Here is a 21,602-nt window from a genome sequence, read left to right on the forward strand (position 1 = left end):
TGGCTGACTCACAATGACATCTTCTCTAACTTCTAAAAACCATCCTCTCCTACGTTTATTACACTACGCCAAAAACTACCGTCCTCAAGTGTGGACTGCTGTAATCTTTACCATTCTCAATAAAATCTTAGACCTAGCACCATCATATTTAATAGGTGTCGCCGTAGATACAGTGGTGCAAAAAGAAAACTCTATCATTGCCAAAGTTGGGATTACTAACATCACTGGACAACTGGCAATCCTATCATTATTAACTTTACTCATTTGGACTTTTGAATCAATATCTGAATTTATTTATGATCGCCTGTGGCGTAACCTCGCTCAAACTATGCAGCATGAGTTACGTATTGATGCCTATAGCCATTTGCAAGAACTAGAACTGAGTTACTTTGAAGAACGCTCTACAGGCACACTTTTGTCAATATTAAATGATGATATCAATCAATTAGAAAGATTTCTTGATTCTGGTGCGGCTAGTATTCTGCAATTTATTACCACTATTTTGGCTGTAGGCGGTTCATTTCTTCTTATTGCCCCTAATGTAGCTCCTTTTGCAATCATACCCACACCCTTCATTTTCTGGGGTTCTTTAGTATTTCAAAAACGACTCGCACCCCGTTATGCAGATGTGCGTGATAAAGCTGGATTTATTAATAGTCGTTTAGCTAATAACCTCTCAGGGATTGCTACAATTAAAAGCTTTACTGCTGAAACCTACGAGAGAGATCGTGTCTTATCTGAAAGTGAAGCCTATCGTCGTAGTAACCGTCAAGCGATCGCACTTAGTGCTGCTTTTTATCCAGCAATTCGATTAGTAGTTGTAATCGGTTTCATCGCCACGTTGTTTTTTGGTGGGCTTGCTGTGGCGAATAATCAGTTAACTGTGGGAACTTACGGTTTCATGGTGTTTATTGTCCAGCGATTACTCTGGCCGTTTGCCAGTTTGAGTAACATCATGGATCAATATCAACGAGCGATGGCTTCTACTCGACGAGTTATGGGATTGTTAGATACTCCCATTGCTATTCCCACAGGAAACCGTTCTCTACCAAAAGTACGCGGTGAGGTGCATTTTGACAATATCACCTTTGCATACAATGGTCGCACCAATGTACTCAAAGATTTATCACTGCATCTTTTACCAGGTGCAAATATTGGCATTGTTGGTGCAACTGGTTCTGGTAAAAGTACCCTAGTCAAATTACTGCTACGCTTTTACGAAATCCAAGGCGGACAAATTCTGGTTGATGGTATTGATATTCGGGAATTGCAACTAGGGGAACTGCGGCGCTGTATCGGTTGGGTGAGTCAGGATGTGTTTTTATTTCACGGTACGGTAGGGGAAAATATTGCTTATGGCAGTTTTGATGCTACTGAGTCAGAAATTATTCATGCTGCTAAGTTAGGCCAAGCACATGAATTCATCATGCAATTACCCCTTCAGTACGATACTATCGTTGGCGAAAGAGGTCAGAAACTTTCTGGTGGTCAAAGACAACGAATTGCGATCGCGCGTGCTATTCTCAAAGACCCACCAATTTTGATTTTGGATGAAGCTACCTCTGCGGTAGATAATGAAACTGAAGCGGCGATTCAGAAGTCATTGGCGATGATTACTCAAAATCGGACAACAATTGCGATCGCTCACCGTCTTTCTACGATTCGCCACAGTCATTGCATATATGTGATGGATAATGGTCAAATTGTGGAGCAGGGTAAGCATGAGAAGTTACTGGCGATGGATGGAATTTACGCCAGTCTGTGGCGCGTGCAGTCTGGGATTTATTAATACTTGCCCCTAGCTGATTATCAGGTAGGGGCAATTCATGAATTGCCCCTACCGCATGTAGTTTTGCCTAAGTACTATACAAATAGGCTCTAATTCTTGAATAGTTTGAAGTTAACTAGCTGATTTTAAAGTAATACTGTCAGTAAACTGAAATTTTTGTGTATCCATCGCCACATAAAAAGAATAATATATTAACTTTAGTAACGATTTTTAACACGCCATCGCCATATCTTCTCTCACCGTTTATTGGCTAAAAACCTTGTAAACAGTAGGTTATGGGCAAAATATGAGCATTGTACCCAACAGGATATGAATTCTGTTTGCGATCAAGCATGAAATTTACAAAGTCTTTAAGGGAACACTTATGTAAGTAAATCTTTTACCTTTATGTGCGTATGTCATCATTGAAATCGGAAAAATTTAAGATTTTGGTTTTGGATGGTGGAGGAATTCGGGGAGTAGTAACCGCTATAATCCTGCAATCCGTTCAAGAGCAGGTTGGGAAACCTCTAAACCAATACTTCGACCTAATCGCTGGGACATCTACCGGGTCAATTTTGGCTGCTGGTATAGCTTTGGGTTTGGAACCTAAAAAGCTGATAAACATTTACGAGAAAAGAGGGCAAGAAATATTCAATGCTTTATGGCTGAGAAAGAATGTCATGAAGTGGTTCCTTGGCTCCAAGTATTCCAATAAAGGACTAATTAAAGTTTTGCGAGAGGAGTTGGGTGAAGTTACACTCCGTCAGGTTGGCGAAATCTCAAAAGCCCAGTTGCTAATTTTAGCCTATGACACTCTCTATCGCAATACAACCTTTTTTGCCAGTCGTTGTCCTGAAGAGAATCGTTGGTTCAATGACATGAAACTCTGGGAAGTCTGTCTCAGTTCTGCATCGGCTCCTACTTTCTTTCCCCCGTATGAATTCCAATGGAAAGACCCCAATTCCTCAGCTACTGACGAGTGGAAATTTCCTCACGTCGATGGTGGGGTGAGTGCCAACTGTCCAGCTTTGGCGGCGCTTTCTTACGCCACAAATGTAAAAAAGATCAACATTTCAGACATCACTATGCTGTCTATTGGAACGGGTGCTACTACCAAACCCATTGAATACAAAGAAATGAAAAACTGGGGCACACTTTCTTGGGGAGAGCATGTTCCCGATGTATTTATGGGAGGTCAAATTCAGATTGCTACTGATTTGTGTTCTGAGATTATCCAAGCAGCTAATCCAGGCGGTTACTTACGTCTTCAATTTTTATTAAACGAAAGATTTGGTGAGAGAATCAACCCACTTTCTCCTCGCCCAATACTTCCCTTAAAAGAACAGAAAAACAAATACATCAATAAAGCAATTAACGAAGCAATGGATGATACTAGCGAGGATAATATTAAAAATTTACGGGAAGCAGCATCAAAATTCGCCAAGGAGAAAAGTTCGGACATTAAAAAGTTCATACTAGATCAAGATCCAAATGCACTCATGTCACCACTAGTCGCTGAAGGCGCGACAACTTATTAGCATCGATGAGAGATTAAGATAAAGCGCCTTTTGTCACTAAACCCGGATTTTTCACAAGCGAGAGATAAGTCCGGGATATACAGCAATACGCTTTCCTTAGTCAAACAAGTAATATCACCACAAATATGGGCTTTTATATTACTTTATCAACTGGAATCTCTGAGTATTAGTGTCAGCAGATTGTCTATTGAACGTTTAATTCCTCTTGTACGTATGTATTGTTTTGATTTCCATTTTGTTCTGTGGAAGATGTGATCTCTTCCAAAATTTGAATTGCTCCACTAATCCGTAGTAAGGTATCGCGCAGATTTGCTTGTTTCATCTCTAAGTCTGCCATGACTTTTTGTCCTGATACCAATTCTGCTTTGAGTTCAGCAAGACGTTTTTCCAGTTGTTCTTTGATCATTGAATTATCCCTTTTTTCTCACTCTCGGAACACATTGAAGGAGCACGAGTAAAAACTATTTAGAAGATGTTTAAAAAGTCCTCTTGTCAGTATCTAAAATTTTTGATCCTCCTAAATTCCCCTGATAAATTGGGGGAATTTGATTCCGGTTTCCCCCTTTTCAAACTACTGTGTACACACAAGTCCTAAAAACCTAGTACAGCACGGCGGAAATAAACCACCCATTCCCAATCAACAAAACCCTTACGATGTCTTCATTTTTAATTTTTAATTTTTAATTTTTAATTCCGCCTTGCGGTACTAGCTTGATAAGGGTTATGTTCCTTTAACTTTTAGATTCAGAGAAATAAATGTACCACTACCGGAATATTGGGGGGTGGCATCGGGTATGGGACTGGGTACAGAGGGTTGTTGTGCGGGAACCATTACTTGAAATTTGGCTTTAAATGATCCGCCTTTGAGCAATACAGGTTTACCAGCAGATTTGGTCTTTTTAGCTTTTTGATTACCAGCAAGAGATTCAATCGAAAGTATCCCCACTCCAGGAGTAGTATATTGGGGGGTTATATAACTACAACCAGGGACGATGATTTTTTTCTCGTCGCCATCTACACAGACTACTTTCTGGTTAATTTTATCCTTGCCTGTGCCAATTAAATCTCCTGGACGCACGGTGACAATGGCTTGTCCAAAAGTGGGGTTAAACATGGCTTTATCGCCAGTGATGAGAATGAAGTCAGCCATAGAGTCATATTGAGTTTAAAATTTATTTTGATCAGTTTGGCGATCGCACTAATCAGGAGAACCTATACATCTTGCTTTGGCAACTATACCGTCACCGGCACCTCCCTGCCTTCCTCCAAGATACCAATATCCGTCACTTTTTATATAAGTAAAAACTTGTTCGCCGCCACCAGCAAATTTTCCTTGCACGTATGTGATAAATGCTACGCATTTACTACTATGTCCCATCTTGACTTCCGGTTGACCGTTGCTCCATACGTATTCGTTAGAATACCATATCTTTCCCTGTATTTCTCCACTAGGAGTAATGGTTAATGCGTCTACAAGAGTTCTTTGTGTACTACCTTGCGTTTGGGTTCTAATTCTCAAGCCAATATCTCGATTGGATGAGTCATCTCTTGCTTGAAGAAAAGCTATTTTTTGTTGTCCATATTCTTTGAGTTGAATATGACCTGATAGGTCAATATTTGTCGTACTGCCAACAGATACACCCACTGACAAAGAGCCAGTTACAGTTAAATTACCAGCAAAAGAAGATGTTCCTGTTCCTTTTACAGTTAACCCAGCATTTGCACCTGTGGCTAATAACATTCTTTCGTTATTTTGATGATCTCGCCAAGAATGATTGCCGTTAGCTGTATAGAATAAAGTAGAACCATTAATACCGAGTCCATATCCTGTCCAAAGTTGTATTTTTAGATTGTTTGTTGCATCTATATCTGTAAAAACAATTTGTTGATTGCCATTGAGATTAATTTTACCTTCCTGAATGGTTAAACTACCTTTGGTAATAACTTTTCCTGTCCCTTTTGGCTTTAAGTTCAAGTCTTGATCGTTATTGCTTCCTGCTGCATAAATTGTGTTGAAACCAAAGCCTATTCCTTGAGTTCCGTTAGTATGCCGAAACTCTATCCCATCACTATCAGCATTAAAATCGCCTGTCACATATAAACCTTTAACAGCATTCGGATGATTACCTGTGCGAGGAGCAGTTGATATATCTAACTTAGCAACTGGATTTAATGGTGATGATGTCTCAGAAATATTTAGACTACCGTTAAGTAACTGATTACCTTGTACATTTAATTTGTAGTTGCCTGGATTATTTGTACCAATACCAACATTGCCATTTGCTTTAACTCTAATAACTTCATTTCCCTCAATGGCTCCTCCAGATTGGATATTAATAAATCGTAAGTCTTCTTGTGGATCGTCTCCCCAAGCAACTACAGCATCTTTACGATTACTACCTTCGTCTTTTAAGCCAATAAACAGATTATCTGAATTCCAAAAAATCTTCACTCCTCGTTTCATCCATTCACGATTACCACCAGTATTTCCTTCTGAAAATTCATCCCCAATCCCTAACAAACTAGAAGTTGCACCTTTGACTAAAATATTGTTGTTAACCTCTAAATTGCCATCAATCTTTAAACTACCTGTCAAAACGGCTAAGTTTGAATTTGCATTTCCCCCAGAACGAAGAGTCAAAGCTTTACTATTAGAGTTTGGTAACGATAAACCTGAATATTCTCGAACGTTAGCATCAAAAGTAATAGTATCTTGAGAAATTGTCAGTTTTGCTAGCTTAACGCTATTTTCAGGAGTTGTAGCTGTAAATCCCAAAATAGGATTTTCAATCCAACGAGTGTAGCTATCAGTTACGTCTTCTTGCTGTTTAACTTGTTGTTTTTGAGAATATTGGATGTAGAGTTCACCGTTAGTAACATTTTTGAAATCGGAAAATGTAATGTCCTGTTTTAAAACAATTAGTTCTCCGTTACTATTTATAGCCGAGCCAGATTTAATTAAAACAGCTTTTTTATCTTGAATAACTTCAACTTCCAGTCCTTCAATAATTCCGGAAATATGAAGACTCTGATTATAATAGCGTTGGCGATCGCTAAGATATTTATGTTCGAGTTCAAAGTCATCTTCTAGCAAATATTGTCCTGGAAAATAGTTAGGACGTTCGTTTGCAAAGTTAGTGAAATCAGTAGTTTTAGCCATTTTTATCCTGATATTTAGTTCAATGATTGACTAGTTGTTCCGAGAATTGTGTTACCAGAAATAATTTGACCTTCTTCGTTTTTACGGCAAATTTCTAGAATATTATAAGGAGAAACGGCTGTGAGGTTAAAGGTTTGTTCTAGTAATTGATAAGTCGATAAACGCTGATTAATCTTCAAGGAAGCTTGAACAGTGACTTTACCAACAATATCAATATTATTGAGATTTTTGATTGCCACATCTAACCTATCTATAGTTTGGGTAAATTGTTGGTAGTAAAGGGTACGCTTGATTGTGATCTTATTATTTTCTCTGATAGTTTCTGGTGTGAATAAATGAAATTCTGAAACATCATCTTGAAGGCGAACTGTAATTTTATTGAGTATATCTGAGGTAATGGTCTTAGGTTGAGTAATTTCTACAATTGCTTCTAGTTCGATTTTTTCAAGAATTGCAGTTATCTGAGGCTGCAATTCTTGAATTTTGGGTGGTTTAAATGTCTGAAAAGTGTAGGGTTGACTCCATATAGATTCTGTTATCTTCATTCCTGATTTTTGCGGTTGACTAGCTTGTTTAAAAATTGTATTTCCTTCAGTAATTTCTCCTGTATTGTTTTTATTATAAATTTTAAGGACAGGTGATAAATTTAGAGATTGCTCTAATAGTGTATTGCTATATTCTCCATCATTTATATAAAAATAAAGTTTAATTGCTAAATTTCCGACAAAATATTTATCAGTTCGATTTGACAAGACGACATTAAAACCTGTCAAATTTTCCTGGAAATGCTGATAATTTAAATCTTGTTTAATAGCAAAATATTGATTGTTTATAATTATCTTCGACGAATCAGGAGTAATTAATTTTGAATTACCTTGGAGTTGAACTAATAACTGTTTAGCCAATTGATTAATAGTACTGCTATTACTTACGTTGGGAGTAATTATGACTTCTATAGCAAATTTTTGATTTTGTAGAGGTTCAAATAATTTGAAAGGATAAGCAACGTGCGATCGCTTGGTTAGCTGCATCGTTGGCACAAGAATTTTTAGGGTATAAAATGTCTGTGCTGGCTTTTCGCTATCAATAATAGCTTTGGCAATTTTAGCCTGTCGCCAATACTTATCAGGATCGCGGTCTTTTAAAGTTAATTGAACTTGAAAATAATTAGGAAAATTATCAAATTCATCGAAGACTTCAACCTTTTCACCAAATCCTGAGTTTTTTAAATAAATACCTAAAATTTCGATTAATCCTTGTTTTGTTCCTCGCAAACGATACAGTCGGACAATTTGTTGAATAAATGCTTTTTTAACTTCTACCTGCCAATCATTCCGTAAACTCAAGGCTACCCATCCTGCTAACCAAGGTAAAAATTCCTCTGGAGTTTGTTGAGGATTGAAATAAATATGAATATTATCTATAATTTCTTCTAATGCTGGTGGAGTAATAATTTTCTCTTGATTAGAAGTTTCATTTATTCCGCTGAGAATTGTTTCAAATGCTAGCAGCAATTGACCGAGGAAGGCATCTTGTTGGAGAATTGTCGGTAAATATTGTTGATAGCTACTAATTAATTCAGAGTTTTTTGCGTTCATTGTCAACTTCTACTAGTATTGTAAATTTAGTATTTTCGATATTGAGTTTAGCTAACTGATTATCTGCTAAATTAATTTCTGTTTTGGAAGTATTATTTTTATCTTTAATTTGCAGATTTTCAACGTAATCTACTCCCTCCAAATCATCTAATAGCTTATATAATTCGGATATATAAACACTCCGACCAAAAGGCCATCCTTTTCCCTGCCAATATTTTTGCGATCGCAGCGGGTCAAAAAACATTTCAACTTCTTTTTTCGCCTGTTTTTTAACTGCTTCTGCTTGTGCGCCATCTTCAAGCACTAATTCTGCTTCTACAGCTATAGATACATACTCAGGTTCTACAATATGTAGGCGAGTAGTTAAAAGTCTCCTGTTATCGAGAAAGTTAAATAAGTTTTTATATTGATTTTCTCCTTGATTATTTTCAGGAACAACTACTAAGCTAATATGTCCTTTGGTAACAGTATTGGCATCTAAATGAGATAAATTACGTTGTGCTAAACATTTAACTCTAGCAATTTTTAAGTCAGCAGAATCTTGGAATTCATTCCAATCGACAAGTATCAATTTTTCAAAATCATCTGGAGTAATCGCCCGATAAGTTTTCCGCAATTCTAATAAAGTATTTTTAATTTCTGATTGCAAAGTTTTTTGCCGTTCTTGGGTAGAAAGGTTAATTGGCAAATTCCATTGTTCTCCTTTAAGTAAACTCAGAAAACTGGCATAATTATCATCAGGAATTTGATTAACTCGATAGAGAGTCATTTCTGTTAACCATGCCAACAATTCAATCAGGATAATTCCGGTATCTGTGGGATTATGATCTGTCCATTCGGGATATTCAACGGGAATCTGAGAAATGGCTTCTTCTACTAAGTTGGCGTAAGTGCGATCGTCGAGATTGGGTAATGGTAGAGTCATAAGGAGAATGGGGAATGGGGAATGGGGAATGGGGAATAGTCAATATATTCACCAATCTATTGCCTATTGCCTTGAATTTGAATGCTATGAAGACCAGAATAAATTAAAGTATCAGCGTTCAGGGATGAGTTTGTTGTTGTAAGTAGCACTTCTAAAGAGTTCACATGATCGACTCCCGAAATGGATTGAATAATGGCGTAAAGATCCGATTTTTGAGGATAGCGGCCAAATTGCCACCCCTCTCCTCTACCTCCGGTTAAGGGATGGAGGAAGGCTTCTAAGCGTTGTCTGACGCTGTTTCTCACGATGTCTGCATCTTCGAGGGATACAGGAGTTATAGTTGCGTTCACGGTGACTTCTTGCCATTTGGGGGCAGTAACTATTAAATCCATTGTTGGCTGACAACGGGAACGAATATAGGTTTCGACTCGCTCCAGTAAAGCTAAACTAGGGATTGGTTGGCGATCGCTACTATGGGGCAAAACAATCAATTTAACTTGCCCTGCACGACGGTTGATTTCCCACATCATGTTTGCAAAGCTAGTTCTTTCACTCTCATTGTTGATTGTCAGCAATTTCTCATTAAGACTATCTTCAAATGACACATCTGCTTTGGTAGGATCGAGCCAAAGTTTTTGATTCAATGGACTAAAATTAGCTGTCAGCAAATCTGGTGGAACTACTTTGACTCTGGCGACATCCGTGGAAGCTTCGTAAGCTAAATCTGCAATATCCTCAAAGGTGACAGCGCGATCGCGATGACGTAGTTGCTTGGGTACTCGTTCTTTCAGACGATCTAAAGTCTCCTGTTGCGCCCCACCTGCGGCTGCTTCGAGGTTAATTACTCGATCGATGTAGGGAATAGTAGTTTTCAGTTGGCTGATAGTTTTTGAGGTGACGTTTCCCTGTTTACCGCCTCCAGTCCGATAAAAAGACAGGCGAATATTATTCCGTCCACTGGGGGGAATCATCCCGGCTTGTCCATTGCCAAAGCGAATTTCACCTGTTTGTCGATCCAAAATATAATGGCGATCGCTAGCACTCGAAGCATAAAAATCTGGTACTTCTTGCCAAAGCACCCAAACTGACTCAATTTCTCCTAAATCATCTCGAATTACTTTGAGGCGATCGGGTTCTACTTCGGGAATTTCCCCTTCTTGGACTTCTAATTGTTGTCCCATTAAAATGGGGGTGTTATTGGCAACAAAAATTTGATTTGGATCGTGGTTACTTGAACCTAAGATTTCTTCTCGTAAACTAATTGCCTGAACTGCCCAAATTGTATTAGTTAATAAGCGACGCAGACGAGGTTTAACCCAAAAATTACCTCCTTGCCAACGAACTCGTAACCAATAAAGTTGTTTACCAAAGGTTTCTCTTTTGCTGAAATCTGCTGGTGCAATAAATTTAATTAAACCTCGTTGGTAAAATGCTTGAGTTTCATCGTATACCCCTAATGGTTGCCAACCTAAATCACTAGAATATTCCCAAACTAATTCCGGTTGTTTGGGATAAATAACTAAGTTGCCAGTATGATAACTTTGTTGCAGAGATTGATTGATGGTAACTTGATTGTTGTTAATATCGCTAATCGTATAGTTATTGTATTGTTTAGCATTGAGGGGGTTTTGAATTTCTAGGCGATCGCCAATTTTCCAGCCAGTTACATCAGCAAGATTTAGTGTTGTATCTCCAGGATTTACCGTTTCTGTGATGAAAGTTTCTGTTGTAATATTAGCTGATAATTCATCTGGTAATGGCGGCTCAACTTGTGCATAAAGAGTAACCGTTTTATTCTCAAAGGATTTATCAAATCCTAGGTAAAGGGTTGATTCTCTATCAACGGTAGGAGTGAAGGGCGTAAAATAACGATTAACGTCAGTATTGCTGGCTACATCCTGCTGAATCCTTGAGGTGAGCATAACTTGATTACTTTCAGAGTTTATCGTTTCTATTTGATAATTTTCAGAATTAATTGTTAAAAACTCACCAACCGTTAATCCTTTAACTTCACCCAAAAATAGTAATTTATTTCCATTAGCAGCCTTTCGTTTTAATTTTGTGCTAAAGCTTGTTGGGTAAGAATAAGTAAAATCATTAGCAGCAAAATAAACAGCATTTTCTGTAATGGTAAAATCGTAGGTTAATTTTAATGATTTAATTATAGGTGGATCGTAAGTTGGAGGAATCGTTTCAGTGATAATCAACTTACGCATAATCCGAGTGCCAACGTCTAAAATTGTATTCAAAATTCCACTTTTTAGCGTCAGCTTATTATCTGTCTGAGTAATTTTGGTAATTTGATTTTCTTCTGGAAATCCCCCGGTATTTGGAAGAAGGCGAATGGTATCCCCAACCTTGAATAAATCGAGACTATCAACTTTAATTTCGCTTGTTCCTTTTTTGATTTCCTCTCTCAAAACTGCCAAGTCATCATAGATAGGATATTTGCGCTCATCTGCGGCTTTGCCATAATTACCTTGAGTAATTCGAGCGCGAATCCAATAACGAGTTTCGCCATTCACAGTGCTAGGAGAAGGGATATTTTCTGTGTTGGGAAATTGTAACTTTGCTTGGATAATATTTCGTTCAGTAAATTGAATAGATGAGGAATTCTCTATCCATTTTAGTTGATTATTTTCATTTGCTATTTCTTGCCATATTTGACCGTTACCAATTTCCCAGTTAATTTTTAAATTATTGATATTTACAGGTTTATAGCTTAACTGTATATCAATAGTAATAATTGTATTTGGTTTAATAAATGTATCATGTAAGGCAATATAAAATGTATCGTTATTTTCTGGTTGTTCGCCAAAGGGATAAAAATCTTTGGTCAGGTCTATAGAAGTAGAATTAAATAAACAATTTTCAGGAATCAAACTAGATTGTTTAACATTTAAACTACCTTGAATATTAGTAACTTGAGGTAAATTTAAAGATATATTAGTTAACTTTGCTTGTAACCATCTCCCTACTTTTCCCTGAATTTCAGAAGGAGTCGGAATAGATAAATTGGTAAAAGTAATTGTACACTGATTATTTTTTTGACTCAGGTTAGGAGTTGGACTTTCTTGCCATTGAAAACCATCCCAATAAGACCAATTCAGCGGTAAATTTTGGAATTGACTAGCACTATCCGTAGTAATAATTAGTTTTATTTCTTTTAACTCTGATAAAGCAAAAATTTCGGGACAAGTTATATAGAGAGAATGGGGAATAGAGCGATCGCCAGCAAAGGCGAAATAAGCAGCATCTTCTTCTCCTGTTGCTGCCAAAGTGCGCTCCGCGTACTTATCCTGACTTGGTTGGCGCACAAATACTGCTTGTAATTGCGTCGTTGTGACAACTAATTCCCGATCCGTTTCAAACACGATTTCTTCGTCTGTACCCTCTGCTGGTGGTGCAGAAACTTGAGTATAAGCAGGAACTAACCCATCTCCGGGACTTCCTTGTGCCAAATAAAAGGTTAAAGGAACCTTAGCAGGTTGGGGAGATTTGAGTTCTCCGCCAATTAAATCAAGGAAAGCCAGAAAATTTTTCTCTGGGACTTGGTTGAGGCGATCGCTGACTAATTTTACCATCCGCCCAAAAATGCGAATCAATGCCCCACCCGCATCTGTTTTATCTTCAGGTGCAGGTTTCCAGTCGGTATATTGCTCTACTAACTTCTCAGTTTGCTGAACAATTTCTTCATAGGTGCGTTGGTCAATTTTGGGCGGTAAATAAGCCATAAAAATTACTGCAAGTAAAAAGGATAAACTAAATTAAAAATATTATTTGTTGTCCGAACTTGATAATTTACCTGAATTAAAATCACATTTGGTTGGTTGCGATCGGGAACTGTATCCACATCTAAAACATCAATGCGAGGTTCCCATTCAATTAACGCATCGCGCACATCACTAACAATTTGCCCAACCGTTCCTAAACTATTAGGAGAGAACACCTTTTCATGAATATCACAGCCAAAATCAGGACGCATTACCCGTTCTCCTTTGGCAGTACTGAGAATCATCCAAATGGACTGTCGCACACTTTCTTCGTATTTTGCGACTTTAATTTGACCCTTTTCATCAAGTTGAATTGGTAAAGTCCATCCCACACCTAAGAAATCAATATCCATTACATCACCTCTAATGAACTATCATTTATTTTCACTCCGTTGGCACATTTAATCCCTAAACCAGACTGTGCTTCCAAAGCATATTTAGCTTTAGCTTTAATAGTACAATCTGCACCTACTTCTAATTGATAATTTTGTTGAGTTTTTATTTGCAAATTTTTACATTGAATTGATATATCATCATCACTACTTTTTAAGATAATTTTGCCTTTAGTTTCAATAGTTAAATCTTTTTCAACTTGAATATTCATCTTATTCTCTTGAGAATTAATCACAATTTTATTTTTACCAGTCTTATCTTGAATAATAATCTGTTCATTCTCCTCAGTATCATCTAAAACAATCTTATGACCGCTTCGAGATTTAATGACTCGTTGATTATTTTCCCCATCTTCATTTGTTATTGGTGGTTTATCTTTCCCATTCCACAAAGCACCAAGAATGTAAGGGAAATTCATATCACCTTGTTCAAAAGCAACCAAAACTTCATCATCAACTTCCGGCAAAAAATAAATACCCCGGTCATTTCCTGCCATGAGAGTTACGATTCTAGCCCAGTAACTTTCTTCTTCTGAAGATAGCCAAGGAAATTTCACTTTAATTCTTCCTAATCTCTCTGGATCTTTGTTATTAGTAACTATGCCGACAGTTACGCCGTAAAAATGATGGTTTTGGTTATTTGATAATAAAAATTCTAGTCCATTCATGTAGCATTTCTCCCCACAGTAAATGAAGTTTTATAACCTTGATTCTGTGAATAACTATGTTCCGTGCTTTTAATATAATAAAGACCGCTAAATCTTTTACCAAGTCCAAGAATTTCAATCACTTTTCCGGCGCGTAAATTGGGATTACCTTGACAAGTTCCTTCACCAGTAATGTAGGCGATCGCCATATCCTGAAACTGCCCTAATGCCATGTTGTCGGCTTCTTCTTTGCTTGATAAAGGTTGATTTACTATCGTATAGCTCGATTCACCGAAGGCTTTTTTGACTGCTTTTGTCCCAGAAGTTAAACCTCCCATTGTGCCACCTTCTTTTCCTACTGTTGCTTTACCCGACACCTCTTTTTTTTCTTGAGCAATCCAACCTTTGACCTCTAACTGTTGTACCTGATTCATCGTACTTAAGCGTGGTAAAAACTCTTGTAAATCTTCTCCATAAGTTAGAGTCAAAACTTTCTCTGTAGCGTTCTCATGGGGACGAAAATGGAGAGTTTTTTGCTCCAGTGCGACTTCATAACCAATGCGTTTAGCTCTTTCTTTTAAAAACTCCCAATCTGTTTGATTATGCTGCAAAATATATTCTAACTTCACTTTAGTATCGGTAACTTTGGCTGTAAGTCCTCTAGTTCTAGCAATTTGACTGACAATTTCACTATCCTTAATTTTGAGGAAAGATTTTGTGTGATTTCCTCGCAACAAACGATGGCGTAAATCATGACCACGCACTACTAATACAGGTGCTACATCCTGGGTATATTCTGGTTCTAATCCCGTAATTTCCCCCACCATGATAGTTTTGAGTTCTTGTTCATATCCCATTTGAATTTCTACTTCATTACCAACATCAAATACTTTGTTATCTACCCATGTCATTTCTTGTTTTAATAAGTCCCAAGTAACTAATCGCAACTCGAACATACCAGGCGCTTCCAAATCCTCAGAGACTAAAGCTGATACCAAATCAGCTTCTATTTCTGCGGCTAAGGGTTTACTTTGAACCAAAATTTTGACATTAGGATTTAATAAGGAAGCATCATTTGGCATGATTTAACTCCTCTGAGTCAGGCTAGTAATTCGCAACGGAGGAATTGTCAACACAGTTCCAGGATTTAAAATACGAGGATTGTTTAAGCGATTTTCTGCGGCAATTACACGCCATAAACCCGGATCTCCATATTCTTCAGTGGCGATACTACTTAAAGTTTCTCCTCGTTTAACTATTCTCACAGGATCATCAATGGGATTAGCAATCTTTGCCTTTTTTTTCGGTTCTTTCCATTCTTTAAATTTACAGGTTAAGGTGGCTCTGACAGGCGTACCATCTTCAAGAAAATGAGTCAGTTTTTTAGTAACACTTTCTAAAAAACCATCAGGTAATAACAAGCTATCTTTACCCGATATAGTTCCCCAAATTAGTTGACAACGAGGGGGACGTTTGGGATTTTTGCCAATGCGAGGCTGAGTCAAACTAAAAATTTTGCGGGTATAGTTTTGGACATTTTCTGGGGGAAATCCTATCAGCGTGGTGTCAAAGAACAAATCAAGACTAAGTTGAGTTAATTCTTTAGATGCAACTGGGCCATAATTTCCCATTGACCAGCCTGTTTTGACAATTTCCACTTGATTAGGGTTAAAAAGAACTTTAAATTTATCAGCAAAGTCTCCTGGGTTATTTTTTTCAGCTTTGATAGTTAATTTCTCTAGTGCCATCGATTTTTTCCTCTGCGTTCACTTTCAATTACTAACCGTCGCATTAGTTTGCGTTCAACTTGACTAGCGATAGCATCAACATCAATATTGGATTGAGTTGCTATTGGCGAAACCGAGGTTTCTGTTGGTAATACAGGACTGGTGAAACTTCTAGGAGGTGATGAAGAATCCGTATTTGATATTGAATTGCGGTTCGGTAGGTTCGATTGCTGGCTATTACTCTTTGATGATGGTGTAGCTTTAGCTATGGGTAAAGGCAAAGATTCAGTTTTTAAGGATGGGTTACTTGGAGAAGTTACAGAGACAACAGGAAGAGGAGATATGTTTTGCTTGTGATTACTTTGATTAATTTGTGGGGTAGAAATAGTAACAGGTTGTTTGTTGAGGGTCGTTGCAGGTTGATTTTGAAAAGTTGGTGAATTGATAGCAAATGATATTTTTTGCTTATTCAAATTAACTTGAGGAGTTAGAGGTTGTGCAGTGACAATGGGAAGTTGTTTTGAGGAGATTTGATATATTAAGTTTTCGTGCTTGACTAAGCTTATATTGTCTCCATAATTATCTGCTTGTGTTTCTTGTTGGTCAGCTAAATTATTTAAATCATTAACAATAGGAAGAGATGGCTGTGATCTGGAATCAATCTGGAGTTTTGCTTGAATAATAGGTAGTGTGACATCAGGAAGGCTGGGAAATTCTTGTGATGACAACATTTCTGCTGTTTGTGGCAATTGTTCAGCTATGGATTGTGGCGAAACTATGGGAATTTCTGATGAAGAGAAAGAAATGCTATCTACAATTGTTTGAGATGGGTGATTGAGATTTGATTCAGCGCTATTAGGTAAAGATGTTTGCGAGTTTGTCAAATCTACTAACGCCATTTCTGCTATTTTTGGTAATTGTTCAGCAATGGGTTGTGGCGAAACTACTGAAACTTCAGATGAAGATGTAAGGGTTTTATTAATTGGCGTTTCTAAAGTGAAAGATTGGGTTGTGTCATCTGTAAAATTAGAAATTGATAAATCTGTAATATTTTGTGTAGGAATAGTATTACTAACTGTTCTAATTGGTAAAGATTGAGAAGAATCTATTTTTCTTTGAATTACATTAGGCGAAGGCTCAACTTGGGAGACAGTTGGCAGAGAATTATGTACCCTATTCTCTACTTCTTGTTCTTTTGCTAATGAAACAGGCTGTGCATAAACAATCGGCATAGGCTCAGATGATAGGGTATTAGTATTACCCCAGCGTTGCATTTGTTGATTCAAAAGAGGCAAACGATTTAAAAAGCGATCGCAACGATTAATAATGCGCTGACTCATCGCCATTTTCATCATTCCCGGTTGACGCAAGGGACGATGTAGGCGATTTACCAACCCCTCATCAAGTGAATCTTGCCAATTAGATAAGTTTGCCATGATGCAACATAAAACTCCTATGCGATTTTTACAAAGCTGAATACAACTATAAAAACCTCCTTACCTATTCCCTATTCCCTATTCCCTATTCCCTCTATATTCCTATAACTTAGAAATACCTTGATGCACCAATTCAATTTTTTCTACAGCAATTTCATCGCTACTAGCGTTAAAGCTTGGCCCTTCCCACTTGACAGGATATGCTTTTTTAAATGTCCACCACATCACCGGGATTTGCTGACTATTAAGCAAGAGAATCGTACCGTTCAACTGCTGAATCCACCCTTGACTAGTTGCTTGATACCAAATATAAAACAAATCAATATTCACCAATCCTCGACTCAAAATCAAATTTGGATAGGTAGTATGTTTGGGGAATTTATGAGTAAAATCATTTAAGCCTCCTTCCTGATAAGATTCCAACTCAATTTCGCTACTTAAACCGCTAACCTCGCTAAAACCACCAATAACAACTCCTCCAATTTCCACGGCAAAATTATAAGCCATGTAGGGATCGTGTCCCAGTAAACTGGCTGTTGAACCTGCGGCTAAAGCTGCATTGAGTGCGATAAGATTGGGATTCATTTTTTTCCTGTTCAATCGCTAAGTCGCTGATTAATTTGTGCTACCTGCGTCACCCACTGCTGACGTTCTCGGTGTTCCATTGTCATAATCTGTTCGTAAGACCAATGAAAATGGTAGGCAAGGTAAGCTACCTCCTCCAGCAGTCTTTCTGTGGGGTAGCAAACTACTCCCCCACGGGAATAGTTTCCACTTCAAACTCTCCGTCACAGTGGGGACAAGCTACCCGCAAACGACTATGACCGTTTTGGTTAATCCTTTGATAAAAATCCTGTAAATAGACTAAATCTCCTGAAAATAAACCCTCAATTATTTTGGTATTAATTTGGTCTAATGTTCCTAGTTGGACTATCGTCCTTGCTAAGAGAATAATCACCAAATAACCAGGGTTTTTTTGCACCCTTGGATCTCGGATGGGGGCAATTTCATCATAGGCAGTGGAAAGGCGCATTATGCCTTCACGGTGAGTGTTACTTTCCGAGTCGAGATATCCTTGAGGCAAGATAAAAGGAAATTCAGTTTGCTGCATGATTTTGCGGAAGGGAAATATTAACCAATGGTGATACCTTCATGAACTAATTCGAGAGTTTCTATCGCTACTTCGTCTGAGGTAGCATTAAAATCTGGAGCATTCCAAGTAGTAGGCCAACTATTTTCTAAATTCCAACGAATTTTTTCTTCTCCTTTATCATCAGCCAAAATAATGGAAAGATTACGCCGATCTGTTTCACCGTTTTGTAATTTTTTGTGCCATTCCCACAGTTCTTTATTGTCGGTAATTCCCCGTTTTAGGGTAATGTTGCCATAAGTATTAAGACCGGGAATTTGACGTTGGCTTAATGCTTTATCTGTTCCTTCTCGGTAAGTTCCTGCGTTACGAGTCGCTGTTAAACCGCTACATTCACGAAAACCAGCATGGACAATACCATCCCATTCCACCCAGAAATTATAACCACTGTATGGGTCGTGAGGATTAGAAATTGTGGGCATAAAAGAACCTCCTGCAATAAATTGGAACTAACAATTATCAGTTATATGAGAATCTGCTTTGATTTTTGAACTTACTTGTTTAGGAAGGCAATAGGCAATAGGCAAAAAGGCTTTTTGAGTTGTATGGAGTTTTTTCACGCAATCAAAGAGGAGTCCTATATAATTGCCATTTAACTTTTGAAACACTCAACACATATCTACCTCCTTTTTCCACTTTTTTACTATTGCCCATTCCCTATTGCCTACTGCCTTCATATCAATGTAATTCCGCTACTACTTTGAACAACTAAAAGTTGAATAAATTCCCCTGGAATAGTGGGGGCTAAACCAACTTCTGCTATTACTTGTCCCATTTCTCGATTTTCAGGGGGATTAGTTTCGGCATCACATTTGACATAAAATGCCTCTTGGGGCAAAGCACCTTGGATAGCACCTTGTCGCCATAAAGATTCACAATAAACGCTTAATTCCCTTTGCAGTCGCACCCATAAAGGAAAAGCATTGGGTTCAAAGACTGTATCCGCTAAGTTACGATTTACCCAGCGTCCAAAGGTGAGAAATAAGCGACGCACGTTGACATATTGCCATTCAGCGATGGGGCTGAGGGTACGCACTCCCCAGACTCGCATACCTCGTCCTTGGAAGCTGCGAATACAATTGACTCCCGCTGCGTTTTTTGGATTCAGCTGTTCTTGGTCTGTGGGAGTCAGGGGAAAACTGAGATCCAGTACCCCTGCAAGTGGAATATTAGCAGGTGCGCCATGTACTCCGACTGTGCGATCGCAACTTGCATAAATTCCGGCAATATGACCACAGGGAGGAATCGCTTCTAAACGATGTTCTACTTTTAACCAAGGTGCATATAATGCCCCATTGTGGCTAGCAAGTCCTCGGCGTTGCCAATCTAGTTTTTCGCCATCATTCAAAGCATCAAGAATGGCAAAGCGATCGCCCATCTGCTCGCAATGTTTTAAAATAGCTTGCTGCTTTTGAATAACTTCCGCATCTGAACCAATTATGATGTCGGGAACACAAACCAAATCAACATTCTCTAAGACTTCGCTAGTCTCTAAACCTTGTTGGAGAGCCTTAAGAGTATTGTCAGATAAGGCTATAACATAACAAAGACGACCTCCGTTTTCAAAAAATCCTTTGATTGCATCTGCTAAATATCCCTTGGCTTGACCAAAATATTGCTGAAAATGCGTCACCAAGGTTAGCTTTTTTGGTTCGTTCACTCCCTCTTTAAGCGATGTCAAGCCAAAGAATACCGGAACACCTGTCAGTAACTCAGGTTCTGGAGTAGGAACGACATAGTTTAAAGAGATACCTGGTATTTTTGGCTTTAAAGTCGGCATTTGTCATTTGTCATTTGTCATTTGTCATTGGTCATTGGTCATTATTTTCAGTGGGGAGTAGGGAAAAACCACTTTCATACTTGCCTGTGAAACTTGTTTCCTTGAGATAACCTCCCACCTCCCACCTATTGCCTATTGCCTATTGCCTATTTGCCTATTGCCTATTTGCCTATCCCCTATCCCCTATCCCCTATCCCCTATCCCCTATCCCCTACGTTCCCGTCCCAGTCCATTGACTCAGACGGAAAATCACGAATTCTGCCGGCTTCACCACTGCTAGACCAATCTCTGTGACAACTTGACCCAAATCCCGCACTTCTGGGGGGTTGGTTTCGGCATCACATTTCACATAAAAGGCTTCTTGGGGTGTTGTGCCAAATAATGCTCCTTTGCGCCACTCTATCAATAAAAAAGCACTGATATTGCGGCGGATTTTTGCCCATAGTTCGGGGGTATTGGGTTCAAAAACTGTCCATTGAGTCCCTTTATCAATGGAGTCTCGCAGGTAACTAAAATGACGGCGAATATTGACGTATTTAAACTCTGTATTTGCATCTCCACCCAAGGTACGCGCACCCCAAACGCGGATATTCCCGTTTAACTTGCGAATAACGTTAATTCCATCGGGATTAAGCCCATCTTGTTTGGCTTTGCTGAGATTATATTTTAAATCTAAGGCTCCCAAAATAGTTTCATTGGCAGGGGCTTTGTGTACTCCCCTTTGGCCATCAACCCGTGCATAAATTCCTGCAATATGACCGCTTGGGGGAACATAAATATTGCTATTACTTGCAGGATCGAAAACTTGAATCCACGGGAAATACAATGCTGCATAGGCAGAGTTGAAGGGTTTAAGGGTATTTACAACTCCTGTGCTGCTAAGGTCGATGGTATCTAGACTATCCAGAATCGCAATGCGATCGCCTAGTTTTTCCGCATGGTCTTTGATATCATCTCTGAGGGCTAAATTTCCTGGTGCAGCGACGATAGTGATTTCATCAATAGCTTCAAAAGCATCTAAAACACCAGCAAGTTGATTTTCTCCAGATATCCAGGTGACATAACAACGAGTTCCACCATTTCTGAAAAAGCCATAAACTGCATGAGCTAAGGTGTTTTGTCCTTGGGTATCGCCACTAGGTGGTAAAAAGTCACCAAAGAATTTCTTAAATTCACTAAAGTTTGTGATTAATTTAATTTCCCCTTCTTGAGCGATGTTGGAGTCGCTGGGAATTACTGTTACAGGTAGTTGAACTTGGTAATATCCAGTAATTTTTTCCCCTGAAGGAATCGCATCTTTAAATTTTACGGTTGCAGATTTGTCTGCATCGCTATTGGTAATAGGGTTTGTATCATCTAAATTAACAGGACTCCCACCAACGAAGAAGCCATAAGTCCCCACTGTGGTAACTAGTGGATAATCTCCTGATAATAGGGAATAATTCTTTTGGTTTCCACCTTTACCTTCACCAATCTCAACTGGACTTGTAGGGCTACCCACAGACTTAATTGAGGTGTTGTTAGTATTAGTTGATGACCAAGCATTGGCTTTAATCGTGCCAATAAAAGCGGCAATACTGGTTCCAACTCCTACAATTGGGGCAGAACCGGAAGCTATTTCTTCAACGTAAACACCTGGAGAAAGATAGGTTGGCATTTCATTAGCTCCTTGATATAAGTAAGAAGGCAAATAGGGAATAGGCAA

At 38.4% G+C, this 21,602-nt stretch carries 19 protein-coding genes; 2 read left to right on the plus strand and 17 right to left on the minus strand.

Features of this window, described 5'->3' with window-relative positions:
• Positions 1-13: 13 nt before the first annotated feature.
• Positions 14-1,789, plus strand: a complete 1,776-nt coding sequence (locus HUN01_RS32280) for an ABC transporter ATP-binding protein (RefSeq protein WP_181929588.1) — start codon at positions 14-16, stop codon at positions 1,787-1,789.
• A gap of 395 nt (positions 1,790-2,184) precedes the next feature.
• Positions 2,185-3,309 (plus strand): patatin-like phospholipase family protein, encoded by a 1,125-nt coding sequence (locus HUN01_RS32285; protein ID WP_181929589.1) that lies wholly within the window; start codon positions 2,185-2,187, stop codon positions 3,307-3,309.
• A 184-nt stretch (positions 3,310-3,493) separates the two neighbouring features.
• Here HUN01_RS32285 and HUN01_RS32290 read toward each other — a convergent pair whose 3' ends face one another.
• From HUN01_RS32290 to HUN01_RS32370, 17 genes are all read right to left on the minus strand, one after another.
• The gene (locus tag HUN01_RS32290) at positions 3,494-3,715 is read right to left on the minus strand and encodes a hypothetical protein (RefSeq protein WP_238845822.1); all 222 of its coding nucleotides are present in this window, start codon (positions 3,713-3,715) and stop codon (positions 3,494-3,496) included.
• Positions 3,716-4,030: 315 nt separating this feature from the next.
• A complete protein-coding gene (locus HUN01_RS32295; protein ID WP_181929590.1) occupies positions 4,031-4,459 on the minus strand; it encodes a hypothetical protein in 429 nt (142 codons plus the stop codon).
• Between the two features lie 48 nt (positions 4,460-4,507).
• Positions 4,508-6,469: a hypothetical protein gene (locus HUN01_RS32300; RefSeq protein WP_181929591.1), complete on the minus strand. Its 1,962-nt coding sequence runs from the start codon at positions 6,467-6,469 to the stop codon at positions 4,508-4,510.
• Between the two features lie 14 nt (positions 6,470-6,483).
• The gene (locus HUN01_RS32305) at positions 6,484-8,067 is read right to left on the minus strand and encodes a phage tail protein (RefSeq protein ID WP_181929592.1); all 1,584 of its coding nucleotides are present in this window, start codon (positions 8,065-8,067) and stop codon (positions 6,484-6,486) included.
• Positions 8,048-8,992, minus strand: coding sequence for a baseplate J/gp47 family protein (locus tag HUN01_RS32310; protein WP_181929593.1), 945 nt, complete (start codon positions 8,990-8,992; stop codon positions 8,048-8,050). Before HUN01_RS32310 ends, HUN01_RS32305 begins: the two co-directional genes overlap by 20 nt.
• A 56-nt stretch (positions 8,993-9,048) precedes the next feature.
• Entirely contained in the window at positions 9,049-12,726 is a 3,678-nt protein-coding gene (locus HUN01_RS35800; RefSeq protein WP_238845836.1) for a baseplate J/gp47 family protein, read from the minus strand.
• 5 nt (positions 12,727-12,731) lie between these two features.
• The gene (locus tag HUN01_RS32325; protein WP_181929594.1) at positions 12,732-13,118 is read right to left on the minus strand and encodes a GPW/gp25 family protein; all 387 of its coding nucleotides are present in this window, start codon (positions 13,116-13,118) and stop codon (positions 12,732-12,734) included.
• Positions 13,118-13,825, minus strand: a complete 708-nt coding sequence (locus tag HUN01_RS32330; RefSeq protein WP_181929595.1) for a phage baseplate assembly protein V — start codon at positions 13,823-13,825, stop codon at positions 13,118-13,120. The genes HUN01_RS32325 and HUN01_RS32330 overlap by 1 nt, the downstream gene beginning before the upstream one ends.
• A complete protein-coding gene (locus HUN01_RS32335; protein ID WP_181929596.1) occupies positions 13,822-14,886 on the minus strand; it encodes a phage late control D family protein in 1,065 nt (354 codons plus the stop codon). Before HUN01_RS32335 ends, HUN01_RS32330 begins: the two co-directional genes overlap by 4 nt.
• A 3-nt stretch (positions 14,887-14,889) precedes the next feature.
• On the minus strand, positions 14,890-15,552 hold the full coding sequence (locus tag HUN01_RS32340) for a CIS tube protein (protein ID WP_069069343.1): 663 nt from the start codon (positions 15,550-15,552) through the stop codon (positions 14,890-14,892).
• Entirely contained in the window at positions 15,543-16,967 is a 1,425-nt protein-coding gene (locus tag HUN01_RS32345) for a hypothetical protein (RefSeq protein WP_181929597.1), read from the minus strand. The genes HUN01_RS32340 and HUN01_RS32345 overlap by 10 nt, the downstream gene beginning before the upstream one ends.
• Positions 16,968-17,069: 102 nt before the next feature.
• A complete protein-coding gene (locus HUN01_RS32350) occupies positions 17,070-17,552 on the minus strand; it encodes a phage tail protein (protein ID WP_181929598.1) in 483 nt (160 codons plus the stop codon).
• 11 nt (positions 17,553-17,563) lie between these two features.
• Positions 17,564-17,695 (minus strand): DUF6760 family protein, encoded by a 132-nt coding sequence (locus tag HUN01_RS36460; RefSeq protein WP_338044556.1) that lies wholly within the window; start codon positions 17,693-17,695, stop codon positions 17,564-17,566.
• A 20-nt stretch (positions 17,696-17,715) separates the two neighbouring features.
• Positions 17,716-18,078 carry a hypothetical protein gene (locus HUN01_RS32355; protein WP_069069340.1) on the minus strand — a complete coding sequence of 121 codons (363 nt, stop codon included), beginning with the start codon at positions 18,076-18,078 and terminating at the stop codon, positions 17,716-17,718.
• A 20-nt stretch (positions 18,079-18,098) separates the two neighbouring features.
• Positions 18,099-18,539: a phage tail protein gene (locus HUN01_RS32360; RefSeq protein ID WP_069069339.1), complete on the minus strand. Its 441-nt coding sequence runs from the start codon at positions 18,537-18,539 to the stop codon at positions 18,099-18,101.
• Between the two features lie 251 nt (positions 18,540-18,790).
• Positions 18,791-19,897 carry a phage tail sheath family protein gene (locus HUN01_RS32365; RefSeq protein WP_181929599.1) on the minus strand — a complete coding sequence of 369 codons (1,107 nt, stop codon included), beginning with the start codon at positions 19,895-19,897 and terminating at the stop codon, positions 18,791-18,793.
• A gap of 211 nt (positions 19,898-20,108) precedes the next feature.
• Positions 20,109-21,554, minus strand: a complete 1,446-nt coding sequence (locus HUN01_RS32370) for a phage tail sheath family protein (RefSeq protein ID WP_181929600.1) — start codon at positions 21,552-21,554, stop codon at positions 20,109-20,111.
• Between the last annotated feature and the right edge of the window lie 48 nt (positions 21,555-21,602).

Origin of the sequence: Nostoc edaphicum CCNP1411 (genome assembly GCF_014023275.1) — a bacterium.
Lineage (GTDB): Bacteria > Cyanobacteriota > Cyanobacteriia > Cyanobacteriales > Nostocaceae > Nostoc > Nostoc edaphicum_A.